Annotated in this window: 15 protein-coding genes, 1 tRNA gene and 5 pseudogenes; 10 read left to right on the top strand and 11 right to left on the bottom strand. The window is 67.0% G+C overall.

Going from position 1 to position 21702, the window contains the following annotated elements; genetic code table 11:
• The first annotated feature begins 506 nt into the window (after window positions 1–506).
• Window positions 507–695 carry a hypothetical protein gene (locus DPM13_RS00355; RefSeq protein ID WP_262983212.1) on the top strand — a complete coding sequence of 63 codons (189 nt, stop codon included), beginning with the start codon at window positions 507–509 and terminating at the stop codon, window positions 693–695.
• 157 nt (window positions 696–852) lie between these two features.
• Window positions 853–1002 (top strand): annotated as a pseudogene (locus DPM13_RS21625) (ATP-binding protein); the annotation flags it as partial.
• Between the two features lie 427 nt (window positions 1003–1429).
• On the opposite strand, the gene DPM13_RS19440 reads toward DPM13_RS21625, so the two are convergent.
• Window positions 1430–2323 (bottom strand): hypothetical protein, encoded by an 894-nt coding sequence (locus tag DPM13_RS19440; RefSeq protein ID WP_145963273.1) that lies wholly within the window; start codon window positions 2321–2323, stop codon window positions 1430–1432.
• A 1480-nt stretch (window positions 2324–3803) separates the two neighbouring features.
• On the opposite strand from DPM13_RS19440, the gene DPM13_RS21620 reads away from it, so the two are divergent.
• Both DPM13_RS21620 and DPM13_RS25565 read left to right on the top strand, forming a co-directional pair.
• Window positions 3804–4352 carry a hypothetical protein gene (locus tag DPM13_RS21620; protein WP_223252235.1) on the top strand — a complete coding sequence of 183 codons (549 nt, stop codon included), beginning with the start codon at window positions 3804–3806 and terminating at the stop codon, window positions 4350–4352.
• Between the two features lie 16 nt (window positions 4353–4368).
• The gene (locus DPM13_RS25565) at window positions 4369–5049 is read left to right on the top strand and encodes an enoyl-CoA hydratase-related protein (RefSeq protein WP_317616353.1); all 681 of its coding nucleotides are present in this window, start codon (window positions 4369–4371) and stop codon (window positions 5047–5049) included.
• Between the two features lie 35 nt (window positions 5050–5084).
• On the opposite strand, the gene DPM13_RS00320 is transcribed toward DPM13_RS25565, so the two are convergent.
• The 4 genes from DPM13_RS00320 to DPM13_RS25555 all read right to left on the bottom strand — a co-directional run bounded on the left by DPM13_RS00320 (window position 5085) and on the right by DPM13_RS25555 (window position 7198).
• Window positions 5085–5222 carry a hypothetical protein gene (locus DPM13_RS00320; RefSeq protein WP_223252234.1) on the bottom strand — a complete coding sequence of 46 codons (138 nt, stop codon included), beginning with the start codon at window positions 5220–5222 and terminating at the stop codon, window positions 5085–5087.
• A 938-nt stretch (window positions 5223–6160) separates the two neighbouring features.
• Window positions 6161–6235 (bottom strand) — tRNA-Asn (locus tag DPM13_RS00315).
• A gap of 97 nt (window positions 6236–6332) precedes the next feature.
• Window positions 6333–6791 carry an MBL fold metallo-hydrolase gene (locus tag DPM13_RS25560; RefSeq protein WP_317616352.1) on the bottom strand — a complete coding sequence of 153 codons (459 nt, stop codon included), beginning with the start codon at window positions 6789–6791 and terminating at the stop codon, window positions 6333–6335.
• Window positions 6792–6823: 32 nt separating this feature from the next.
• Window positions 6824–7198 carry an MBL fold metallo-hydrolase gene (locus DPM13_RS25555; RefSeq protein ID WP_317616351.1) on the bottom strand — a complete coding sequence of 125 codons (375 nt, stop codon included), beginning with the start codon at window positions 7196–7198 and terminating at the stop codon, window positions 6824–6826.
• 45 nt (window positions 7199–7243) lie between these two features.
• On the opposite strand from DPM13_RS25555, the pseudogene DPM13_RS00305 reads away from it, so the two are divergent.
• From DPM13_RS00305 to dps, 5 genes and pseudogenes are all read left to right on the top strand, one after another.
• Window positions 7244–8587 (top strand): annotated as a pseudogene (locus DPM13_RS00305) (ATP-binding protein).
• Window positions 8588–8659: 72 nt separating this feature from the next.
• Window positions 8660–9584, top strand: a pseudogene (gene fabD, locus DPM13_RS00300) (ACP S-malonyltransferase).
• 63 nt (window positions 9585–9647) lie between these two features.
• Entirely contained in the window at window positions 9648–10388 is a 741-nt protein-coding gene (locus DPM13_RS00295) for a 3-oxoacyl-ACP reductase family protein (RefSeq protein ID WP_262983211.1), read from the top strand.
• 137 nt (window positions 10389–10525) lie between these two features.
• On the top strand, window positions 10526–10759 hold the full coding sequence (locus DPM13_RS00290; protein WP_028720942.1) for an acyl carrier protein: 234 nt from the start codon (window positions 10526–10528) through the stop codon (window positions 10757–10759).
• Between the two features lie 142 nt (window positions 10760–10901).
• Entirely contained in the window at window positions 10902–11375 is a 474-nt protein-coding gene (dps, locus tag DPM13_RS00285) for a DNA starvation/stationary phase protection protein Dps (protein ID WP_028720941.1), read from the top strand.
• Window positions 11376–11436: 61 nt separating this feature from the next.
• On the opposite strand, the gene DPM13_RS00280 is transcribed toward dps, so the two are convergent.
• The 4 genes and pseudogenes from DPM13_RS00280 to DPM13_RS00265 all read right to left on the bottom strand — a co-directional run bounded on the left by DPM13_RS00280 (window position 11437) and on the right by DPM13_RS00265 (window position 15965).
• Window positions 11437–12513 carry a BMP family ABC transporter substrate-binding protein gene (locus tag DPM13_RS00280; protein ID WP_080620397.1) on the bottom strand — a complete coding sequence of 359 codons (1077 nt, stop codon included), beginning with the start codon at window positions 12511–12513 and terminating at the stop codon, window positions 11437–11439.
• A 20-nt stretch (window positions 12514–12533) separates the two neighbouring features.
• Window positions 12534–13410: pseudogene (locus DPM13_RS00275) on the bottom strand (ABC transporter permease).
• Window positions 13407–14480, bottom strand: a complete 1074-nt coding sequence (locus tag DPM13_RS00270; RefSeq protein WP_028720938.1) for an ABC transporter permease — start codon at window positions 14478–14480, stop codon at window positions 13407–13409. Before DPM13_RS00270 ends, DPM13_RS00275 begins: the two are co-directional and overlap by 4 nt.
• Window positions 14467–15965: pseudogene (locus DPM13_RS00265) on the bottom strand (ABC transporter ATP-binding protein). Before DPM13_RS00265 ends, DPM13_RS00270 begins: the two are co-directional and overlap by 14 nt.
• Before the next feature lie 93 nt (window positions 15966–16058).
• On the opposite strand from DPM13_RS00265, the gene dnaE reads away from it, so the two are divergent.
• Window positions 16059–19529, top strand: coding sequence for a DNA polymerase III subunit alpha (gene dnaE / locus DPM13_RS00260; protein WP_112887223.1), 3471 nt, complete (start codon window positions 16059–16061; stop codon window positions 19527–19529).
• Window positions 19530–19634: 105 nt separating this feature from the next.
• On the opposite strand, the gene groL is transcribed toward dnaE, so the two are convergent.
• Both groL and groES read right to left on the bottom strand, forming a co-directional pair.
• Window positions 19635–21272, bottom strand: a complete 1638-nt coding sequence (groL, locus tag DPM13_RS00255) for a chaperonin GroEL (protein WP_028720935.1) — start codon at window positions 21270–21272, stop codon at window positions 19635–19637.
• Window positions 21273–21310: 38 nt separating this feature from the next.
• Entirely contained in the window at window positions 21311–21598 is a 288-nt protein-coding gene (gene groES, locus DPM13_RS00250) for a co-chaperone GroES (RefSeq protein WP_028720934.1), read from the bottom strand.
• Window positions 21599–21702: the final 104 nt, after the last annotated feature.

The raw sequence follows: 21702 nt of genomic DNA, 5'->3' as shown, positions 1-21702 counted from the left end.
CGATCCCCGAGGATCTGCAACTGGCGATCATGGATCGGGCGGCGGCGTTCGATGGCCAGCGCGGGGCGGCATGACAAGCCTGCTGATCCCGACCGATCCGCGTCCGCATCGCAGCGCGACCGAATGGGCGGCCGGGCAGAGCAGCGCATGCGCATGCATGTCGGGCTGGAAAACCCCGATGAGCTGATCGACGACCTGGACCGCGGAGGGCGGCTCCTGCGGCCTCTGCGGGCCTTCTGGGCCGCATCCCGAGACTTCGGTTCGGACGGGGGACGGGTGTCTGACTGTTCTGCGGGGTGCGTTTCTTACGATCCGGCGGCAAAAACGCTGGACTGTATTAGGTCTTTGCGATCCCCGAGGGGCCGGGGCATGGGCAGTATTTCAGCTGGTACCCTGTCATGGGTCGCTCATTCGGGGCGGCCTGGCACCAGACACAATGACGGCGATGCTTCCGTTGGCCGGGGGCAAGGCAAGTCGCTGCAGTCTGCGGATTCATGGACCTGGGGATGAGCCTGATGGCGCTGCTGCTGGCGGCCGAGGCGCGGGGTCTGGGCGCGACCGGCATCGGCGCGCTGGCGAATTATGGCCCGCAGGTCCACACCCTGCTGGACCTGCCCGAGGATGAGATGGTGGTCACCTTCCGGCAGGCTCCGAGGCTGGAATCATCAGCTATGAGGGCAACGGCGGCGGCATGATCCGGGCCATGGCGGCGGATGCCATGAACTTGCGTGGACTAAGGCCCACGATGGTTTGCTGAGGACGAATGCGGCCAACTGGTCCCCTGACAATGGGATGCAGCTTCATGCGGCGCTGGACAACTTCGGCGGGCAAGCGGCGGGCCAAGACGATCATCATCAGAAACTGGCCCGCCAATGCGCGACGGAAGGGCTGGACCATGTTAGATACCTAGCCCGGCTGGTCGAACTTGAACTGATCGATCGAGAACGGCGGATGGTGGACCGTCGCATCAAGGCCGCGAAGTTCCCGGCCGTCAAAAGCCTCGGCCCGTCTCTGGAATGGCTGCAACAGCAAGCCCGCGTGGCGATCCAGCGGGGCGGGCAGGCTCTGACTGGATTCCGCCTCTATAGCCGCAATCGGCGCGTCTCTGACGTGGGCAAGGCGCAGCTGGTGACGGCTGACGAATGGCAGGCTTGCGATGGACGGCCTGCCCCCGCGCGAAGGCGATTGCATCATGGCTTGGACCTGGGCGGCAGCCGCAGCATGTCCGCTGTGGCGTTGTTTGGCCGCTGACAGGCCGTCTAGAGGTGCAGGGGGCATTCCCCCAGAAACCCGGCCTTGCGGATCGTGGCGAAGCTGACGGCGTGAAGGGCCGCTATGTGCAGATGCATGAGCGGGGCGAACTGACCGTATCGGGCGAAAGCACGGTGCAGATCGGGCCTTGGCTGCGGCAAGTCTGGGACGATCTGGTTCAGGACGCAGACGTGCGGGCGCTTGTCTGGACCGATACCGCGAGCCGAACTCCTGGACGCTCTGGCAGGTGCAGGCATCCGCGCTCCTGCGTCTCGGGGCGGATTCCGCGCGGCGGGCAGGACGTGGAGGCTTCCGCAAGGCTGTCTTTGACGGCGAGGTGCAGGTGAACCCGTCCCTGCTGCTGCGCTCTGCGGCGGCTGACGCGCTTGTCCTGGTGGACGATGCCTGACCCGTTGGCCAAGGCGCGCAGCTTGGGCCGCATCTGGTCTGCCACCAGCCGCCACTGGGTCTTGGCCGCGGCATGGTCGGGCCTGCGCAAAGTCGTCGTATGGCTATGTTGGCGTGAGCGCGACGCAGACGGCTGTTCTCGGCCGCGCGCTGGCAGGTGCTGCGGGCCGGTCCCATGGGAAAGCGGGCCGTGGCCCCGCGTATCTGGGCAACCTGAGGAGAGATGGATGGAACTGCTGCCGCGCGAAAAGGACAAGCTCTGCTGCTGTTCACGGCGGCCCTCCTGGCGGAGCGCCGTTCTGCCGTCATACCCGAGACGACGAGGGTCAGGCGGCCATCCCGCGCCGATCATCACGCCCGAGCGATCCGCCTGGGCGAAATGCGCGATGATCTGGCGACAACCCCGACCCGGCACCAGGGAGGACATATTCGCCTGGTTGCGTCCGTCCGGCTTGAAGCCGAACAAAATTCGCCAACACTGGCCGAGCTGGCCGGGGCTGCGCCGGGGGTGCCAGTTCCAGAGTCGACCGCGGTGAAGGGCAGCGGACGTCGCAATAGGGCGACGCTCATTGCCGAATACCACGGCGCGAGGCCGGGGCCGATCTGGAAGACCCGCTCCGCCGCGAGTTTGCGCGAACTTATCGGGCGCGTTGAACAGCGCCAAGTGGCCCTGTCGCTGGACGAAGGCCGGGGCTCTGGGCGCGATTGCCTATTGAGCAGGAACTGCAGCGCCAAGCCCGCCTAATCAGGGCATCCCGGTAGCAATCGGCATCGTCAAATCCAAGAAATCCTTGGAAACACTTGCGGCCCAAGTAGGTAGCGGGCAGCCGCAATAATGATGGCGGGATCTGCTGGAACTGATCATGGTGGCCAAGTCCGAGGATTACCCGGACCCGGCCAACGAGGCTTGAACAGAATGGAACCAAGGGTGATTTTCTCACGATCTAGGTATATGTGGACCCATCTGCCACAAAATAGAGTAACCAGTATACGCCCATGAAAGTATCCCACCACATCAGCCGCAAGGCCGCGACAACCCTCCTGCATAGCCCGCGCACAGGCTTCCACAACGACTATGACAACCGCATCGGCTCGGGTCGGACCGGTTTGTCATCAACGGCATGAAATGGCTGATAACCGGTGCCGATGGGGCTGCCTTCGCGATCATCATGGCGCGGACGATCGTCGACGGTCAGGAACTTGGTGCCACCATGTTCCTGTGCGTTCCTACGCCTACGCCTTCCGCATCCAACAGGTGAATCGGCCCGCCGGCGATCGGCCGGTCCCGATGCGCTGATCACCTCGACCGCGGGCGGTGCGCCCAACGTCACCCTGACCAAGCAGCTTCGCGCCACCGGCGTGAACATTCCCTATGGCAACCGCTATCATGACCGCGACCGTGCAGGGACCGCCGGTCTATCTGGGCATCTGGGGCGGCGATGCCTGATCGCGTCCCTACACCAAAGCCGGGCTGGTTCTGTCGGATGGGGCGGTTCCCTCCCGCGCGGATGCGGACCCGCATCCTGACCGGCATCGGTGAACCCTGATGCTGCTGGGGCGGCTTCAACGCTTCGCTTGAACTGCGCACCGAGGGCGGGGCGACCCGCCTGCGCGGCCGCTTGCCCTATGGGGCTGCATGACCAATATTGGAGCACGGAAGCCCTGGACAGGCGATGAGCATCCGGCGCTTCGGACGATGTCAGGGCATCTGTCCTGACGATGGGCCGGGTGCCTGCTGGCCGGGCAGTGAATGCTCCTCGATAACCGCGAGCAGGACGAGGTGCGGGCAGCCTGGACATGACCGCACCGGCGCCCGCGCTTAAATTCCGACCTATGATTGCTGGCCACGTCCTGGGCGTCGGACATCCGGCGGCCCATGCGGCCGGGTCGATGCCGTGGGGTCGGCTGGGATCGGCGTGGCGCAGGGCGACGTGGCGCGGGATCGCGAAAGGCGACGGCGCGTGCGGCACCAGTCGATCAGCTCTGCCGGGTCGAGTTCTTGCCCCTTGCGCAGGCACCACCGCCCGCCTCTTCCTCGCCCAGTTCGGAGGGCACGCCCTGGGGGTGAACGACCTGATGTCGGCCCTTTTTCGCGGCGGGCTGTTTACGTCTGTGTTCGGCTGACGCCGACCAAGGGCCTGGACGTGCTGATCCGGGCTGCCGCCCTGATCGAGACCCGCATGCCCGAGACCGAGGTGCCCCTGGACATCGAGATCCACGGCGTCGACGAAGAGGCGTGGATCGCCCGGCCTGGAGACCGAGCTACCGCAACCGAGCAGCCACCGCAGCCCGAAGCCAAGGCCGATTTCTTCCTGAATGGCGGCACCGACCTGCTGCGCCATGACGTGCATTACGATCTGGGCATCACGGGCGCGCTGAAGACGATCCATTTCGCGGAATCAGTGGGCACCACGGTCGAGATGCACGGCCGACCCGGTGCAGCGCGCGCCTATCGCGTGGGGCTGCCGAGGTGGGCGGTGGCCGCTCGACCGTGCTGGCGGGCGAGGTGCTGCATGTCGGATCGGCTGCATGCTGTGACCCCGTGGGCTGGATCGGCACCGCTGGCCCGTGCCAAGCTGTCGGCGTCCCTGCTGGACGAGATCACCATGGCGCTGCGCGATGTGTCCGTGATGCGCCCATCGGCAGCCATATCAACCCTGTCACCGAGGGATCGGCCGAGGACATGGCGCTGATGCGGCGCAGCTTCCGGTGGAAGCCGGGGCACGTCCCTGGATCATCCCGGACTTCCTGGCGAACTGGCTGGGATACGATCTGAACATCGGCCAGAACGCGATCCAGGCCTTCGTGACCACGGTTGTCATGGACGTGGCCGACGCACTGGTGACGCAGGCCAAGGGCGAGATTTACAACGTGTTCGGCATCCTGCCCGGCCTGACCAACCCGGCGACCAGGCCCGATGGTGCGCGAGGCGCAGCGGCATCTGGCCCAGTGGTGCTGCAACCCATCGCCATCCTGGGCCGAGGAAGCTGCCGAAAGCTGGTCACGTCGTCGAAATCGCGTTGTGCGAGCCATGAGCTTATGACCACGGCCGGCAGGGCGAGGGCGCTGATCACCAACTGCTGCATAGCCGATGGCGACGGCGAAAGAGGATGGTTTGGCGACGCGGCGGTCGGATGCGAGCTGGCAATGATGTGCGACATGATCATCGCGGATGAAACCGCCCGTTTCGGGCTGCCGGAAATACGCCTGGGCACCATGCCCGGCGCGGGCGGCACTCAAAGGCTGACGCTGGCCATCGGCAAGGCAAGGGCGACCCGCGTCATCCGCATGGCGTCGAGGCTGGCGATACCGGCAGTCTTTTCGGCCTGGAAGGCCCGCTCCGGGCAGGCATCCGGTCTGACCTGTGTCGGCGGGATGGGCGCTGGCTGACCGGCGATCGTGGCCGCGACCTGCTGGCGACGGTTTCACGCCGAAGGCATGGCCTTTTCCCGGTCGATGGTGACGAAGACCTGCGCGGCCGAAGGCAGCCCCTCGATCCGCAGGCCGGTGACGATGCCGCCCTTCTGGGCCTCGGCCATGATCTGCCCTGCGGCAGCCAGCATCGCTGCTCTCTGCTCTGTGCGCCTGCTCCGCCGACGGTCCTGCAGGCGGAAGGCAGTTTCGGATCGGGCTGGCGGGCTTGCCTATGCAATTGCTCAAGAAGGTATCCCTTCTGTCGATCCGCAGATCCGCGCCGCTGTGGCCAAGGCGCGCGCGCAGTTTCAGGCTTGCTACATCCTTCAGGAAAACAGCATGGGGCTGGGACAGGCGGTTAGAGGCTAAACTACTTCTCGCGCACTGTCGTAATGGGATGCGCTGTTCCGTCAGGACTCTTCGTCACATCATCGTTCACGTTCATGCCAGCAGAAGAGGCAGATAGGGCTTCCCGGCGGCACAATCAGCCCGGCTTCTCTCATCCGCGTCGGTCCACCCGTATCCAATGTGGTCATCGCTGCATTGCGCAGCGGTTCTGCATAGCAGAGGGCTGGTCTCATCGGTGCGGCGCACGACGGGCACAGCCGCGACCCTGCTATGGTGGTAGCATGATCGCCCAGTTGATGGCGTGGCCGCGACAGTGTATGCTTTACTGCGGGCGCGTGCCCCTGCCGGAGCGGATCACGCTGTCAGATTAGGCTGGGGCGCCATGCGCGCCCCACCTATGGCCACCGGGCCGCGATCAGAAGCGCAAGTGGTCCCCGTTCGACGGCGAGTGGGAAAACCCCGTCAAGGCGCGGCCCGGACCCTTTCCCAGGCGTGGCGCCGCTCCTTTCAGCCTTGCGGCACTTCTATAGGCTTAAAGCGCCCACCTACCTCGTGCCCGCCCCCCGTCGGCCAGCGTCACGGTCTCCGCAGGGACAACACGCCGCCCGTCACATTCGCCAATAGGAGCCGATTTCGCCAGCGTCAGGCATCACAAGTTTGGGTCAGATGTATGACACACACATGCAACGCAGCACGCAAGGTGCTTTTATCCAAACAAAACCAATATGCTAGCTGAGTTTGGCTCCGGCGGTAGGGATCGAACCTACGACCAATTGATTAACAGTCAACTGCTCTACCGCTGAGCTACGCCGGAACACGGGGCGGTGTATAGCTGTGGCTTGCGGCCGCGTCCAGAGGCCTGTCGCATATTTTTTGGAAAAAATTATCCGCAAGGAAATCAAGGCGCAGCATCAGGAAATCCGAAAGACGGTGGCAGCGCCAAGGGGACCCTCGGGGATGATGGCGCCGATCTCGGACAGGGCCAGCAGGTGGGCCAGGACATTGCGTCGTGCGGCGGGCATCAGCGCACGGGGAATGTCATAGATGCCGGCGGCAAGCGACTCGGCCGTGCCGGGTCCGCGGCCCAGGGCGGCCAGAATCTGGGCGGTCCGCTCGCGCCGATGGGCGGCAAGCTCGGCCAGACGCGCGGCCGGGGCCTCGACCGGGGCGCCGTGGGCCGGCAGCAGGCGGCGGGACGCGGCGTTTTCCAGTCGGGAAAGGCTGCGGAAATAATCGCCCAGATCCCCGTCGGGGGGCGAGATCACCGTCGTCGCCCAACCCATGACGACATCGCCGCACAGGATCTGGTTGCCCCACTGAAAGCTGAGGTGGCCGGCGAAATGGCCGGGCGTGTGCAGCGCGGTCAGCACCCATTCGTCGGTTTCGACGCTTTGCCCGTCGGTCAGCCGGATGTCGGGATTAAACGCAGGTCCAGCCCCTCGCCGCCCGCAAGCCCACCGTCGCGGGCCAGGCGCTGCATCAGGGCGGAGCGGCCTGCCTCGGGCGGGCCGAAGCCCAGGATCGGCGCGCCGGTGGCCTGCGCCAGCGCCCGCGCGCCGCCGGAGTGATCCAGATGGGCATGGGTGACCAGGATATGGCTGATCCGGCCCGGGCCGGCCGCCGCCAGGATCGCGGCGCGATGGGCGGGCAGGTCGGGGCCGGGGTCGATCACCGCGATGCTGGCGCGACCCAGCAGGAAGGTGTTCGTGCCCGGCCCGGTCAGGGGCGAAGGGTTGTCGGCGGTGATGACGCGCAGGGCTTCCGGGGCGTGGGACATGGCGCTAACTTGGCCCGGTCACGCGCGGCAAGGCAAGGGCTTTGGATGGATTGGGAATGGCTCAAGCGGATCATGCCCCGCGGCCTTTACGGACGTGCGGCGCTGATCCTGTTCCTGCCGATCGTCGTCGTCACCATCGTCGTCACGGTCATGTTCCTGCAGCGCCATTTCGAGGACGTGACGCGCCAGATGACATTCGGCATGACGCGCGAAATCGCCCTGGTCGCCCAGCGGATCGACGCGGCGCCGGACCTGGCTGCCGCCCGCGAGGCCGCGCTGCGCGAGGCGCTGCCGCTGGGGCTCGAGGTGGCGCTGCCGGCCGAGCGTCGCGCCATCGACCGTGCCGAGTTCTCGACCTGTCCGGCCGCGTGGTGATCGAGGAACTGCACCAGCGCGTCCCCCATGTCCAGGGCGTGGACCTGGACCAGCGGCGCGAGGTGCGGGTCGCGCTGCAAAGCCGTTTCGGCCCCTATGAGATGGTTTTTCCGCGGGCGCGGGTCAGCGCCTCGAACCCGCACCAGCTGCTGGTGCTGATGATCGGCACCTCGCTTCTGATGACGGCCATCGCCACGATCTTTCTGCGCAACCAGCTGCGCCCGATCAAGCGGCTGGCGCGGGCGGCCGAGGAATACGGTAAGGGCCGGATCATCCCCTATCGCCCCGGGAGGCGCCAGCGAGATCCGCAGCGCCGGCACCGCGTTCCTTGAGATGCGGGCCCGGATCGAGCGGCAGAACGAACAGCGCAAGCAGATGCTGTCGGGCGTCAGCCACGACCTGCGTACCCCCCTGACGCGGCTGCGGCTGGGCCTGTCGATGCTGTCGCCGGACGTGGCCCCAGAACCCGACGAGATTGCGGCCCTGGAAAGCGACGTGGCCGCGCTGGGGCGGATGGTCGACGCCTTTCTGGACCATGCCCGCGACGCTGCCCAGGACGCGCCGCCCGAGGCGGTGCCGGCCCTGAGCTTCGTGCGCGGCATCGTGGCGGATGCGCAGCGCGGGGGGCAGGCGGTCAAGCTGGGGAACCTGCAGGGCGATCTGGCGGGGCGCGCGACCTTTCGCCAGGACAGCCTACGCCGCGCGGTCGAGAACCTGATCGGCAATGCCGTGCGCTATGGCGAGCACGCCGAGGTCGAGGCCGCGCTTGGACCCAGCTATTTCCGCATCTCGGTCGAGGACGACGGGCCCGGCATCCCCCCCGAAAGCCGCAGCGAGGCGCTGAAGCCCTTTACCCGCCTGGATGCCGCGCGCAACCAGAACCAGGGACAGGAAGGGGTGGGCCTGGGCCTGTCCATCGCCGCCGACATCGCCCGCGCCCATGGCGGCCAGTTGCGCCTGGTCGAGGGCGAGCGCCTGGGCGGCCTGCGCGCCGAGATCGTCATTCCCCGCTGAGCGGCGCGGTTGCCGTGACGCGCGCCAGCCGCTAAGGCTGGGACAAGCAAGAAGCAAAAAAGGGACATCAGGATGCGGGCTTTCGTGTTTCCGGGGCAGGGCGCCCAGGTGGTCGGCATGGGCAAGGATCTGGCCGAGGCCTATCCGGCGGCCGCGGCGGTCTTTGCCGAGGTGGACGAGGCGCTTGGAGAAAAGCTGTCCGACCTGATCTGGCAGGGCGACATCGAGACGCTGACCCTGACCCAGAACGCCCAGCCGGCTCTGATGGCGACCTCGATGGCGGCGTTTCGCGCGCTGGAGGCCGAAGGCTTCGGCATCGCGGATGCCGCTTTCGTCGCCGGCCATTCCCTGGGAGAATATTCGGCGCTCTGCGCCGCCGGCGCGCTGAGCCTGCCGGACACCGCCCGGCTGCTGCGCCTGCGCGGCCAGGCCATGCAAGAGGCCGTGCCGGTCGGTCAGAGTGCGATGGCCGCGATCCTGGGGCTGGACCTTGCCGCGGTCGAGGAGATCGCCCGCGACGCCGCCCAAGGCGAGGTCTGCCAGGCGGCGAACGACAACGACCCGGCGCAGGTGGTGATCTCGGGGCACAGGGCAGCGGTCGAGCGGGCGGCCGGGCTGGCCAAGGAGCGCGGCGCCAAGCGGGCGCTGATGCTGCCGGTCTCGGCCCCGTTCCATTCGGCGCTGATGCAGCCGGCGGCGGCGGTGATGGCCGAGGCCTTGGCGGGCGTCGAAATCGCGCCGCCCGCCGTGCCGCTGGTCGCCAATGTCCGCGCCGCGCCGGTGACCGAGCCGGGCGGATCCGCCGGCTGCTGGTCGAGCAGGGACGGGATCCGTCCGCTGGCGCGAGTCGGTGGCCTATCTGGCCGAGGCCGGCGTCACCGAGTTCTGGGAGGTCGGTGCCGGCAAGGCCCTGTCGGGCATGATCAGGCGCATCGCGAAGGATGCCGTGGTGCGCAACATCGGCGTGCCGGGCGATATCGCGGCGCTGAAGGCATAAGGGGGCTCCGCCCCCATCCCTGCGGGATTCCCCAGGGGTATTTGGAAAACGGAGAAGAGCTTGATGTTTGATCTGACAGGCAGGAACGCGCTGGTGACCGGGGCTTCGGGCGGGATCGGCGGCGCGGTGGCCGAGGCGCTGCACGCGGCGGGTGCGACCGTCACCCTGTCGGGCACGCGTGAGGCGCCGCTGCGCGAACTGGCCGACCGTCTGGGCAGCCGCGCCCATGTCGTGACGGCGAACCTGGGCGATGCCGCCGCGGTCGAGGCGCTGCCCAAGGCCGCCGCCGAGGCGATGGGTTCGGTCGACATCCTGGTCAACAACGCCGGCATCACCCGCGACAACCTGTTCATGCGGATGTCGGACGAGGAATGGGCCCAGGTGCTCGAGGTGAACCTGACCTCGGGCTTTCGCCTGTGCCGCGCGGTCTTGCGCGGCATGATGAAGGCGCGCTGGCGGCCGCATCGTCAACATCACCTCGGTCGTCGGCGCGACCGGCGGATCCGGGCCAGGTGCTATTACGCCGCCGCCAAGGCCGGGCTGGTCAGCATGTCGAAGAGCCTGGCCTATGAGGTCGCGTCGCGCGGGATCACGGTCAACTGCGTCGCCCCCGGCTTCATCGAGACCGCGATGACCGACAAGCTGAACGACGACCAGAAGGGCCGGATCCTGGCCCAGATCCCCGCCGGGCGCATGGGCACGGCAGGCGAAATCGCCGCCGCGGTGCTTTATCTGTCCAGCGCCGAGGCGGGCTATGTCACTGGTGCGACCCTGCATGTGAATGGCGGCATGGCGATGATCTGATCGTGGTTTATGCGGTTGCAAGATCACGTCCCCGTGCTATATCCCGCGAACAAGGCTGCAGGGGAACCGCCCTGGGCTGACTGCCGGCTGCGGCCGGCAATCTTTTGGGCGGATGCCCGCGAACATGAGGAAGAGACATGAGCGATATCGCTGATCGCGTGAAGAAAATCGTCGTCGAGCACCTGGGCGTGGACGAGGACAAGGTGACGGAAAGCGCCTCGTTCATCGACGACCTCGGCGCCGACTCGCTCGACACGGTCGAGCTGGTCATGGCCTTCGAGGAAGAATTCGGCATCGAAATCCCCGATGACGCGGCCGAAACCATCCAGACCTTCGGCGATGCGGTGAAGTTCATCCAGGGCGCGGTCTGATCCGAACCCCTGCGCTGGCGCGATCGGGCGGTGTCTTCCAGGCGAAGACACCGCCCTTTTTCATGGCCTTGCGGCGGTTTGTCGCGGGAACCGCCGGGTGGGGACAGCCGTTTCCTGGGCGACTGACGCAAAGGAGACGATCATGGCCGTGAACCTGCAAGGACTGACCGACAACGCCCGCAAGACCGCGATCGCCGAGTTGAACGCCCGGCTGGCGGATGCGGTGGCCTTGTCCGCAGCGATCAAGCAGGCGCATTGGAACGTCAAGGGTCGCAACTTCATCGCCGTGCACGAACTGTTCGACCAGGTCTTCAAGAACCTTCAGGTTCATGTGGATGAGATGGCCGAGCGGGTTCAGCAACTGGACGGGGTGGCCGTCGGCACGGTCGAGAAGGTGGCCAAGGCCAGCAGCCTCAAGGAATATCCGACCGACCTGACCAAGGCCGAGGACCATATCCAGGCGATCTGCGAACGGATGCGCGATTACGGCGCCAAGGTGCGCGAAGGCATCGACACGACGGACGAGGCGGGGGATGCGGATACCGCCGACCTTCTGACCGCCGCGTCACGGACGGCGGACCGCGACCTGTGGTTCCTTGAAAGCCACCTGGAATAAGCGCACAGGCGGAAGTGAAAGAAACCGGGGCAGGCGCCCCGGTTTTTCCATGTGTCGGGGGCTATTTCGGCATCGGCGCCGTGATCCCCTCGACATAGAAGTTCATCGAGGACAGGTCCTTGTCGCTGGCCTTCTGCCCCTCGGCCAGCCATTCGCTGCCATCCTGCTTTTTCAGCGGGCCAGTGAAGGGGTGGTGTTCGCCCGAAGCGATCTTGGCCTTCAGCGCCTCGGCCTCGGCCTTCACCTCGGGCGGCACGGCATCGGTGATCTCGCCGATCTCGACCTCGCCGTCAGCGATGCCCAGCCAGACCGAATGCGACTTCCAGGTGCCGTCCAGCACCTCGCCCACGCGCTTGATGTAATAGGGCGCCCAGTTGTCGATGATCGCGGACACCCGCGGCGTCGGCTTGAAGGCCGCCATGTCGCTGGCCTGGCCGAACCCGATGGCGCCGGCCTCTTGCGCCTTGGCAAGCGGCGCGGTCGAGTCGGTGTGCTGCAGGATCACGTCCACGCCCTCGGCGATCAGGGCGGCGGCGGCATCGGCCTCTTTCGCGGGGTCGAACCAGGTATAGGCCCAGACCACCTTCATCTCGACGTCCGGGTTCACCTTGCGGGCGTGGATGAAGGACGAGTTGATGCCCTGGATCACCTCGGGGATCGGGAAGCTGCCGATATAGCCGATCTTGTTCGACTTGGTCATGCGGCCCGCGATGGTGCCCATGACCGCGCGGCCTTCATAGAAGCGGGCGTCATAGGTCGCGACGTTCTCGGCCGTCTTGTAGCCGGTGGCGTGCTCGAACTTCACGTCGGGGAATTTCTTGGCGACGTTGATGGTGGCATCCATGAAGCCGAAGCTGGTGGTGAAGATCAGCTTGTGGCCGGACAGGGCCAGCTGGGTGATGGCGCGTTCGGCGTCGGCGCCTTCGGGTACGCTTTCGATGAAGGTGGTCTCGACCCGGTCGCCGTATTTCTCGACCACGGCCTTGCGGGCCAGGTCGTGCTGGAAGGTCCAGCCGCCGTCGCCCACGGGGCCGACATAGATGAAGCCGACCTTCAGCTTTTCTTCCTGCGCAAGGCTCGGCAGGGTGGATGCCGCCACAAGCGCCGCCGCGCTGCCAAGAAGGGTTCTGCGTTTCATAGGGGTCTCCTGATAGGGCGCTAGCGGAGCGCGTGAAAGGGTTTGCCCAGCGAGCCGGGGGCCGCCGTCCCGCCCGAACGGCCGAATTTCTGGCGGGCCGAGATCAGCACCAGAACCAGGATCGTCGCCAGATAGGGCGCCATGCTGAGAAGCTGGACCGGCACGGCGACGCCCGCCGCCTGCGGCGCAGCTGCACACGGAAAATGCCGCCGAACAGCCAGGCCCATCGGGTCGTCGTAGGAGTGCCATGACCGAGAAGATGACGATGGCCGGTGATCCAGCCGGCGCCGGCGGTCATGCCCTGGCCATTGCAGCCCGTCGCGATCGAGACATAGGCCCCGCCCATGCCCGCCAGCGCGCCGCCAAAGGCCAGCGCCAGGATGCGCGCGCGCACCGGATAGCCCAGCCCATGCGCGGCATCGTGGTTTTCACCCACCGCACGCAGGATCAGGCCCGGGCGCGAGCGCATCAGGAACCACCAGATCGCCGGCACCAGCGCAAGGCCCAGCCAGATCATCCAGTTCAGGCCCAGGGGACCGGCCATCATGGCGGGGGCCTTGACGCCTTCATAGGGCTTGCCGAACATCGCGGTCAGGCCCAGGCCGAACAGCACCAGCGCAAGGCCGGTCGCCACCTGGTTCGACAGCAGGTATTGCGTCATCACGCGAACAGCATGGCCAGCGCGGCGCCGGCGCCCGCCGCCGCGACAAAGCCCGCCGCCGGGCTGCCGGTGGCATCGGCGGCGGCAAAGCCCGCCAGCGCGCCGCCGATCATCATGCCCTCGACCCCCAGGTTCAGCACGCCGGCGCGTTCGACGACCAGCTCGCCCAGGGCCGCGAACAGGATCGGGGTGGCGGCCCCCAGCAACAGCAGGAATACGGACAGCGGGTCGATCATGCGCGCCTCCGGCGAATGCGGTACCGGGTCAGCAGGTCGAAGCCCAGCAGGAAGAACAGCAGCATCCCCTGGAACACCTGCACGGTGGCGGCCGGCAGGTTCAGCATCATCTGCGCCAGCTCGCCCCCGATATAGGTCAGCGCCATCAGCAGGCCGGCCAGCAGGATGCCCAAGGGGTGCAGCCGGCCCAGGAAGGCCACGATGATCGCGGTGAAGCCATAGCCCGAGCCGAAGCTTTCCGTGATCTGGCCCGCCGGGCCCGCGACCTCGAACAGGCCCGCAAGCCCTGCGAGCGCGCCCGAGACGCCCAGACACAGCGCGACCAGCCGCTGCGGCCGGACGCCGGCAAAGCGCGCGGCGCGGGGTGCCGCGCCGGCCGTGCGGATGTGAAAGCCCAGGATGTGGCGCGACATGACGAACCAGGTCAGCGCCAGCGCCAGGATCGCGGCGATGCCGCCCCAGTGCAGGCCGGTGCCCGCGATCAGCTCCGGGTTCGAGGCGGCGGGGTATTGCTGCAGATTGCGCGAGCCGGGGAAGTTGAAGCCCTCGGGGTTCTTCATCGGGCCGAAGGCCATCCAGGCCGCGACCTTCTGCGCGACATAGACCAGCATCAGCGACACCAGGATTTCCGAGGCGCCGAACCAGTTGCGCAGCATCGCCGGGATCATGCCCCAGGCCCAGCCGCCAAGCGCCCCGCCCAGGATCATGGCCGGAAAGATCCAGAAGGCGTCCAGCGGATAGGCCGCCAGCGCGACCGCCGCGCCGCAGATGCCGCCGATGATATACTGGCCCTCGGCGCCGATGTTCCAGATGCCGGCGCGAAAGCCCAGGGCAAGACCGCAGGCGATCAGGATCAGCGGCCCGGCCTTGACCAGCAGTTGCGGGCGCGAATAGCCGGCCGCGGGGCCGAACAGCGGATCCCAGAAGATGGTGCGGATCGAGGCGACCGGATCGAAGCCCATGGCGGCGAACAGCGCGCCGCCGACCAGCATGGTGGCCAGGACGGCCAGGACGGGCGTGGCGATCTGCCAGCCCAATGGCGCGCTTGCGCGCGGCTCAAGCCGGAACATGGGCCACCTCCATGCCATGGGCGCCGCCCAGCATCAGGCCGATCTCCTCGATGGTCAGCCCTTCGGTCGGGCGCGGGGCCGAAAGGCGCCCCTCGTTCAGCGCGCAGAAGCGGTCGGACAGTTCCAGCAGCTCGTCCAGGTCCTGGCTGATGACGATGATGCCCGCGCCCTGCGCCGCCAGATCCAGCAGCGCCTGGCGGATCGCAGCGGCGGCCCCGGCATCGACGCCCCAGGTCGGCTGGTTCACCACCAGCACCCGGGGCTGACCCAGGACCTCGCGCCCGATGACGAATTTCTGCAGGTTGCCGCCCGACAGCGCCCCGGCCGCCGTTCCCGGACCGGGGGTGCGCACGTCGAAGGCGGCGATCACCCGTTCCGCAAAACGGCGCGCGCCGGCATGATCGACCAAGCCATGACGCACGATGCCCTGCCGCATCCCTGCGGTCAGCAAAGTGTTCTCGGCCAGCGAGAATTCGGGCACGGCGGCATGGCCCAGCCGGTCCTCGGGCGCCGACAGCAATCCGGCCTTGCGGCGCGCCTCGGGTCCCTGGGCGGACAGGTCCGCGCCATCCAGCGCGACGGTGCCGGGCGGGGTCGGGGCTTCGCCCGACAGAGCGGCCAGCAGATCCTCTTGCCCGTTGCCGGCGACGCCGCCGATGCCCAGGATCTCGCCCCCGCGCAGGGTCAGGCCGACGCCCTTCAGCGCGCCCGCCGACAGGCCCGAGACCCGCAGCACCTCGGCCCCCGGCTTGCGGCCGGATCGGTCGATCACCCGCATTTCGGCCCCGACCATCATCGCGGCCAATGCGCGCGCCGAATGGGCGCGGGGATCGACGGTGCCCACGACCTTGCCGTGACGCAGGATGGTGGCGCGGTCGCAATGGGTGCGGATCTCGTCGAGCTTGTGGCTGATATAAAGGATCGCCGTGCCCTGCGCGGCCAGTTGGCGCAGCGTGGCGAACAGGATCTCGGCCTCCTGAGGGGTCAGGACGCGGTCGGTTCGTCCATGATCAGCAGGCGCGGGTCCTGCAGCAGGCAGCGCACGATCTCGACCCGCTGGCGTTCGCCCGCCGACAGGCTGGCGATGCGGCGGCCTGGGTCCAGCGGCAGGCCGTAGGCGGCCGAAACCTCGGCGATGCGGCGCGACAGCACGGCGCGCGGCGGCGGGTTCTCCATCCCCAGGGCGACGTTTTCGGCCACCGTCAGCGCGTCGAACAGGCTGAAATGCTGAAACACCATGGCGACGCCCGCAGCCCGGGCCGCGCGGGGATCGGCCGGGGCATGGGGCGCGCCCAGCAGGGTCATCGCGCCCTCGTCGGGCCGCACCAGCCCGTAGATCATCTTGACCAGGGTGGACTTTCCGGCGCCGTTCTCGCCCAGCAGGGCGTGGATCTCGCCCGCGCCGACGGAAAAGCCGATATCGTCGTTCGCGCGCACGCCGGGATAGGTCTTGCCCAGGCCCTCGGCCCGGAAAATCTCGTTCACTGTCACGTCCCTGCCTGGTTTTGGCCCAAGTCTTAGCGGTTTTCCGCCGGGGGGCAATTGCACAGTTGGACAGGCAGGGCCTAGATAACCCCCATGGCCGAGAACACCCCCCGATTCATCCACCTGCGCACCCATTCCGAGCATTCCCTGCTGGAGGGGGCGGTGCCCGTGAAGAAACTGCCCGATCTGGCTGCGCAAAACGGCATGCCGGCCGTCGCCCTGACCGACACCAACGCGCTGTTCGCGGCGCTGGAGTTTTCCGTCAAGGCGCAGGATTACGGCATCCAGCCCATCGTGGGCTGCCAGGTGACGCTGGCCGCTGACGTTACGGCACCCATCGTCCTGCTGGCGCAGAACGAGGCAGGCTGGCTTAATCTCATGGCACTTTCGACATGCCTTTACCTGCGCGACGGCGGCGCGCTGCCCCATGTCACGGTCGACGAACTCGAGGCCCATGCCGAGGGCCTGATCTGCCTGACCGGCGGCCCCCTGGGTCCGGTCGGCCTGCTGGTCGCCCAGGGCCGCCAGCCCGAGGCCCGCGCGCTGGTCGAACGGCTCGCCGCCGCCTTTCCGACCCGGCTTTACGTCGAACTGCAGCGCCACCACGACGCCGAGGGCCGCCCGCTTCCCGAAGAGCAGGCGGCCGAGGGCGGCATGATCGACATTGCCTATGACCTGGGCCTGCCGCTGGTTGCGACGAACGACGTCTATTTCCCGAAATCGGACCTTTACGCCGCCCATGACGCGCTGATCTGCATTTCCGAACGGGCCTATGTCGACCAGACCGCGCCGCGCCGCCGGCTGACGCCGCAGCATTACTTCAAGTCGCAGGCGGAAATGGCGACGCTGTTCGCCGACCTGCCCGAGGCGATCGAAAACACCGTCGAAATCGCCCGCCGCTGTGCCTTTGCCGTCAGCAAGCGCAAGCCGATCCTGCCGCGTTTCGCCGATGACGAGGTCGAGGAATTGCGCCGCCAGGCCTGGGAGGGCCTGCGCGCGCGTCTGGCCATCATCCCCCACGCGGTCCCGGTCGAGGAATACGAGGAACGCCTGCGGTTCGAACTGGGCATCATCGAGCAGATGGGCTTTCCCGGATATTTCCTGATCGTGGCCGATTTCATCAAATGGGCCAAGGACCACGGCATCCCGGTCGGGCCGGGGCGGGGCTCGGGCGCGGGTTCGCTGGTGGCCTATGCGCTGACCATCACCGACCTCGACCCCTTGCGCTACAGCCTGCTGTTCGAACGCTTCCTGAACCCGGAGCGGGTGTCGATGCCGGACTTCGACATCGACTTCTGCATGGATCGCCGCGAGGAGGTGATCCAGTATGTCCAGGAGAAATACGGTCGCGACAAGGTGGGCCAGATCATCACCTTCGGCGCGCTGCTGTCCAAGGCCGCGGTGCGCGACGTGGGACGCGTGTTGCAACTGCCGTTCGGCCAGGTCGACCGCCTGTCCAAGATGATCCCGGTCGAAGGGGTCAAGCCCGTAAGCGTGACCAAAGCCCTTGCGGACGAACCCCGGCTGCGCGAGGCCGCGAAGGAAGAGGTCGTGGGCCGGCTGCTGGACTATGCGGCCAAGCTGGAAGGGCTGCTCAGGAACGCCTCGACCCATGCGGCGGGGGTGGTGATCGGGGACCGGCCGCTGCACCGGCTGGTGCCGCTTTACCGCGACCCGGCGTCCGACATGCCGGCGACGCAGTTCAACATGAAATGGGTCGAACAGGCCGGGTTGGTCAAGTTCGACTTCCTGGGCCTGAAGACCCTGACGGTCATCCAGAACGCCGTCGATCTGATCAACGGCGGCGGCCGGCCGCTGCATGTCGCCGCCGATGGGCGCGTGTTGTACGAACCCGCCAAGGGGGCCGAAAACCAGATCAACCTGATCCCGCTGGACGACAAGGCCAGCTATGATCTGTTCGCCAGCGCTCGCACCGTCGCCGTGTTCCAGGTGGAAAGCTCGGGCATGATGGACGCACTACGCCGCATGAAGCCGACCTGCATCGAGGACATCGTCGCTCTGGTCGCGCTTTATCGTCCTGGCCCGATGGAGAACATCCCGACCTATTGCGAGGTCAAGAACGGGTTGCGGCCGCTGGAATCGCTGCACCCGACCATCGATCCGATCCTGGCCGAGACGCAGGGCATCATCGTCTATCAGGAACAGGTGATGCAGATCGCCCAGGTCATGGCGGGCTATTCTCTGGGCGGCGCGGACCTCTTGCGCCGCGCCATGGGCAAGAAGATCGCCGAGGAGATGGCCAAGGAGCGGCCGAAGTTCGTCGAAGGCTGCAAGAAGCAGGGAATCGACGCGAAGAAAGCCGGAGAGGTCTTTGACCTTCTTGAGAAATTCGCGAACTACGGCTTCAACAAGTCGCATGCCGCGGCCTATGCGGTCGTCAGCTATCAGACCGCCTGGCTGAAGGCCAACCACCCGGTCGAGTTCATGGCCGCGGTGATGAACTGCGATATCCACCTGACCGACAAGCTGGCCGTCTACAAGCGCGAGGCCGACCGTATGGGGATCGAGACGGTGCCGCCCTGCGTCAACCGCTCGCTTGCCACCTTCAGCGTGCGGGACGGGCGCATCCACTATGCCTTGGGCGCGCTCAAGGGCGTGGGGGCCGAGGCGATGAAGCTGATCACCGAGGCACGGGGCGACCGGCCCTTCCGCGACATGCTGGATTTTGCCCGGCGCGTGGACATGAAGCGCGTGGGCAAGCGCCCGCTGGAGATGCTGGCGCGGGCAGGGGCCTTTGACTGCCTCGAGGAAAACCGCTGCAAGGTCCTGAAATCGCTAGATGGTCTGGTCGCCTGGTCGGCGGCGGTGCAAGAGGCCGCGGCCTCGTCCCAGTCCTCGCTGTTCGGTGGGGGCGAGGATCTGCCGCCGCCCCGTCCGGTGACCGCGCCGGTCTGGCTGCCGACCGAAAAGCTGGCCGAGGAGCACGCCGCGATCGGGTTCTACCTGTCGGGCCATCCGCTGGACGATTACCTGCCGGCGCTGCGTCGCAAGAACGTCCAGACCTTGGCCGAGGTGACGCAGGCCGCGCTTGATGGGGCGCTGGTCGCCTCGCTGGCCGGCACGGTGGCCTTCCGGGCGGAAAAGAAGTCCGCGCGCGGCACGCGCTTTGCCTTCGTCGGCCTGTCCGACCCCACCGGCATGTACGAGGTGACGGTGTTTTCCGACACGCTGGACGCCCACCGCCAGCATCTGGAACCCGGCGCGAACGTGGTGCTTCAGGTGCAGGTCGAGCCTTCGGGCGAGCAGGTCAAGCTGCTCGCGCGCTCGGTCACGCCGCTGGATCAGGCGGTGGCCGACGCGGGCGCGAACCGGCTGGCGGTGGAAATCGCCGGCCTCGACGCCGTGCCGATGATCGCCGAGGCGCTGGCCCGCATCCAGACCGAGGTCAACGCCCCCTCGCGCGCCCGCGGCCCCATCACCCTGCGGCTGAAGGACGGCGAGGACCTGGTCGACATCGAGATCACCGAGGATGCGCCCCTGACGACGCCGGCGCGCCAGGCGCTGCGCGTCATCCCGGGGGTGCTGGAGGTGCTGGAGGAATAGGGGGCCGGGGCCCAGCAGGTCCGCGCGTCACGACTGTTCCCCGAACGCCAACGGAAAAGGCCGCCCCTTACGGGACGGCCCTGTGTTTCGCCAGAGGCGGGCTGATTACATCATGCCGCCCATGCCGCCCATGTCGGGCATGCCGCCGGCCGGAGCCTTGGGCTCGGGCTTCTCGGCGATCATCGCTTCGGTGGTGATCAGCAGGCCGGCGACCGAGGCCGCGTCTTCCAGGGCGGTGCGAACCACCTTGGCGGGGTCGATCACGCCGAACTTGAACATGTCGCCATATTCTTCGGTCTGGGCGTTGAAGCCGAAGGACTTGTCGGTCGACTCGCGGACCTTGCCGGCCACCACGGCGCCATCGACGCCGGCGTTTTCGGCGATCTGGCGCATCGGAGCCTCAAGCGCGCGGCGCACGATGGCGACGCCGGCTTCCTGGTCCGAGTTCTCGCCCGACAGGCCTTCCAGAACCTTGCCGGCCTGGACCAGGGCCACGCCGCCACCGACGACCACGCCTTCCTGAACGGCCGCACGGGTCGCGTTCAGCGCGTCGTCCACACGGTCCTTGCGCTCTTTCACTTCGACTTCGGTCATGCCGCCGACACGGATGACGGCGACGCCGCCGGCCAGTTTCGCGACACGCTCCTGCAGCTTCTCGCGGTCGTAGTCCGAGGTGGTTTCCTCGATCTGCTGGCGGATCTGGGAAACGCGGGCCTCGATCTCGGCCTTTTCACCGGCGCCATCGACGATGGTGGTGTTGTCCTTGTTGATCGAGATCTTCTTGGCGCGGCCGAGCATGTCGATGGTGACATTTTCAAGCTTCATGCCGAGGTCTTCCGAGATCACCTGGCCGCCGGTCAGGATCGCGATGTCCTGCAGCATGGCCTTGCGGCGGTCGCCGAAGCCGGGCGCCTTGACGGCAGCGATCTTCAGGCCGCCGCGCAGCTTGTTGACGACCAGCGTGGCCAGGGCTTCGCCTTCCACGTCCTCGGCCACGATCAGCAGCGGGCGCTGCGACTGGATCACGGCTTCCAGCAGGGGGACCATCGGCTGCAGCGACGACAGTTTCTTTTCGTGCAGCAGGATGTAGGCGTCTTCCAGCTCGGCGACCATCTTGTCGGCGTTGGTCACGAAGTAGGGCGACAGGTAGCCGCGGTCGAACTGCATGCCTTCGACGACTTCGACCTCGGTCTCCATGCCCTTGTTTTCTTCGACGGTGATGACACCCTCGTTGCCGACCTTCTGCATCGCGTCAGCGATGAAGCGGCCGATCTGGGCTTCGCCGTTGGCCGAGATGGTGCCGACCTGAGCGACTTCGTCGCTGTCGTTCACCGGGCGCGCGGCGGCCTTGATCGCTTCGACGACCTTGGTGGTCGCCAGGTCGATGCCGCGCTTGAGGTCCATCGGGTTCAGGCCGGCGGCAACCGACTTCAGCCCTTCCTTGATGATGGCCTGGGCCAGCACGGTGGCGGTGGTGGTGCCGTCGCCGGCCTCGTCATTGGTGCGCGAGGCCACTTCGCGGACCATCTGGGCGCCCATGTTCTCGAACTTGTCCGAAAGTTCGATTTCCTTGGCGACCGAGACGCCGTCCTTGGTGATGCGCGGGGCGCCGAAGGACTTGTCGATCACGACGTTGCGGCCCTTGGGACCCAGGGTGACTTTCACCGCATCGGCCAGGATGTTCACGCCGCGCAGCATGCGGTCGCGGGCGTCGGTGTTGAACTTGACTTCTTTCGCAGCCATCTGTTCTTCTCCTTGAATGAGTTAAGCGAAGGGGACGATCAGGCGATGATGCCCAGGATGTCGCTTTCCTTCATGATCAGCAGTTCTTCGCCGTCGATCGTGACCTCGGTGCCCGACCATTTGCCGAAGAGAACGCGATCACCGGCCTTGACCGACGGTGCGATCAGTTCGCCCGAGTCCTTGCGCGCGCCTTCGCCCACGGCGATGATCTCGCCCTCGGCGGGCTTTTCCTTGGCGCTGTCGGGGATGATCAGGCCGCCCTTGGTTTTCTCGTCCGACTGGACGCGACGGACCAGAACGCGGTCGTGCAGCGGTTTGAAAGCCATGTGAACACTCCGGTGTTACAGGTTGCTGTATGGTGTTGGCACTCGGTCTTGGTGAGTGCCAGTGGCGTTGATCTAGGCCGGTGCGCGATTTCTGTCAACGGGAC

The sequence above is a fragment of the Paracoccus mutanolyticus genome (genome assembly GCF_003285265.1).
Lineage (GTDB): Bacteria > Pseudomonadota > Alphaproteobacteria > Rhodobacterales > Rhodobacteraceae > Paracoccus > Paracoccus yeei.
This window is presented reverse-complemented; position numbering and strand designations above follow the sequence as displayed.

Coding starts and splice junctions, on each gene's coding strand:
- DPM13_RS00320 (WP_223252234.1), bottom strand. CDS start 5,222: ATGCTGGCTGCCGCAGGGCAGATCATGGCCGAGGCCCAGAAGGGCGGC.
- DPM13_RS25555 (WP_317616351.1), bottom strand. CDS start 7,198: ATGTCCCACGCCCCGGAAGCCCTGCGCGTCATCACCGCCGACAACCCT.
- dps (WP_028720941.1), top strand. CDS start 10,902: ATGGCCGTGAACCTGCAAGGACTGACCGACAACGCCCGCAAGACCGCG.
- DPM13_RS00295 (WP_262983211.1), top strand. CDS start 9,648: ATGTTTGATCTGACAGGCAGGAACGCGCTGGTGACCGGGGCTTCGGGC.
- dnaE (WP_112887223.1), top strand. CDS start 16,059: ATGGCCGAGAACACCCCCCGATTCATCCACCTGCGCACCCATTCCGAG.
- DPM13_RS00280 (WP_080620397.1), bottom strand. CDS start 12,513: ATGAAACGCAGAACCCTTCTTGGCAGCGCGGCGGCGCTTGTGGCGGCA.
- DPM13_RS00270 (WP_028720938.1), bottom strand. CDS start 14,480: ATGTTCCGGCTTGAGCCGCGCGCAAGCGCGCCATTGGGCTGGCAGATC.
- groES (WP_028720934.1), bottom strand. CDS start 21,598: ATGGCTTTCAAACCGCTGCACGACCGCGTTCTGGTCCGTCGCGTCCAG.
- DPM13_RS00355 (WP_262983212.1), top strand. CDS start 507: ATGAGCCTGATGGCGCTGCTGCTGGCGGCCGAGGCGCGGGGTCTGGGC.
- groL (WP_028720935.1), bottom strand. CDS start 21,272: ATGGCTGCGAAAGAAGTCAAGTTCAACACCGACGCCCGCGACCGCATG.
- DPM13_RS00290 (WP_028720942.1), top strand. CDS start 10,526: ATGAGCGATATCGCTGATCGCGTGAAGAAAATCGTCGTCGAGCACCTG.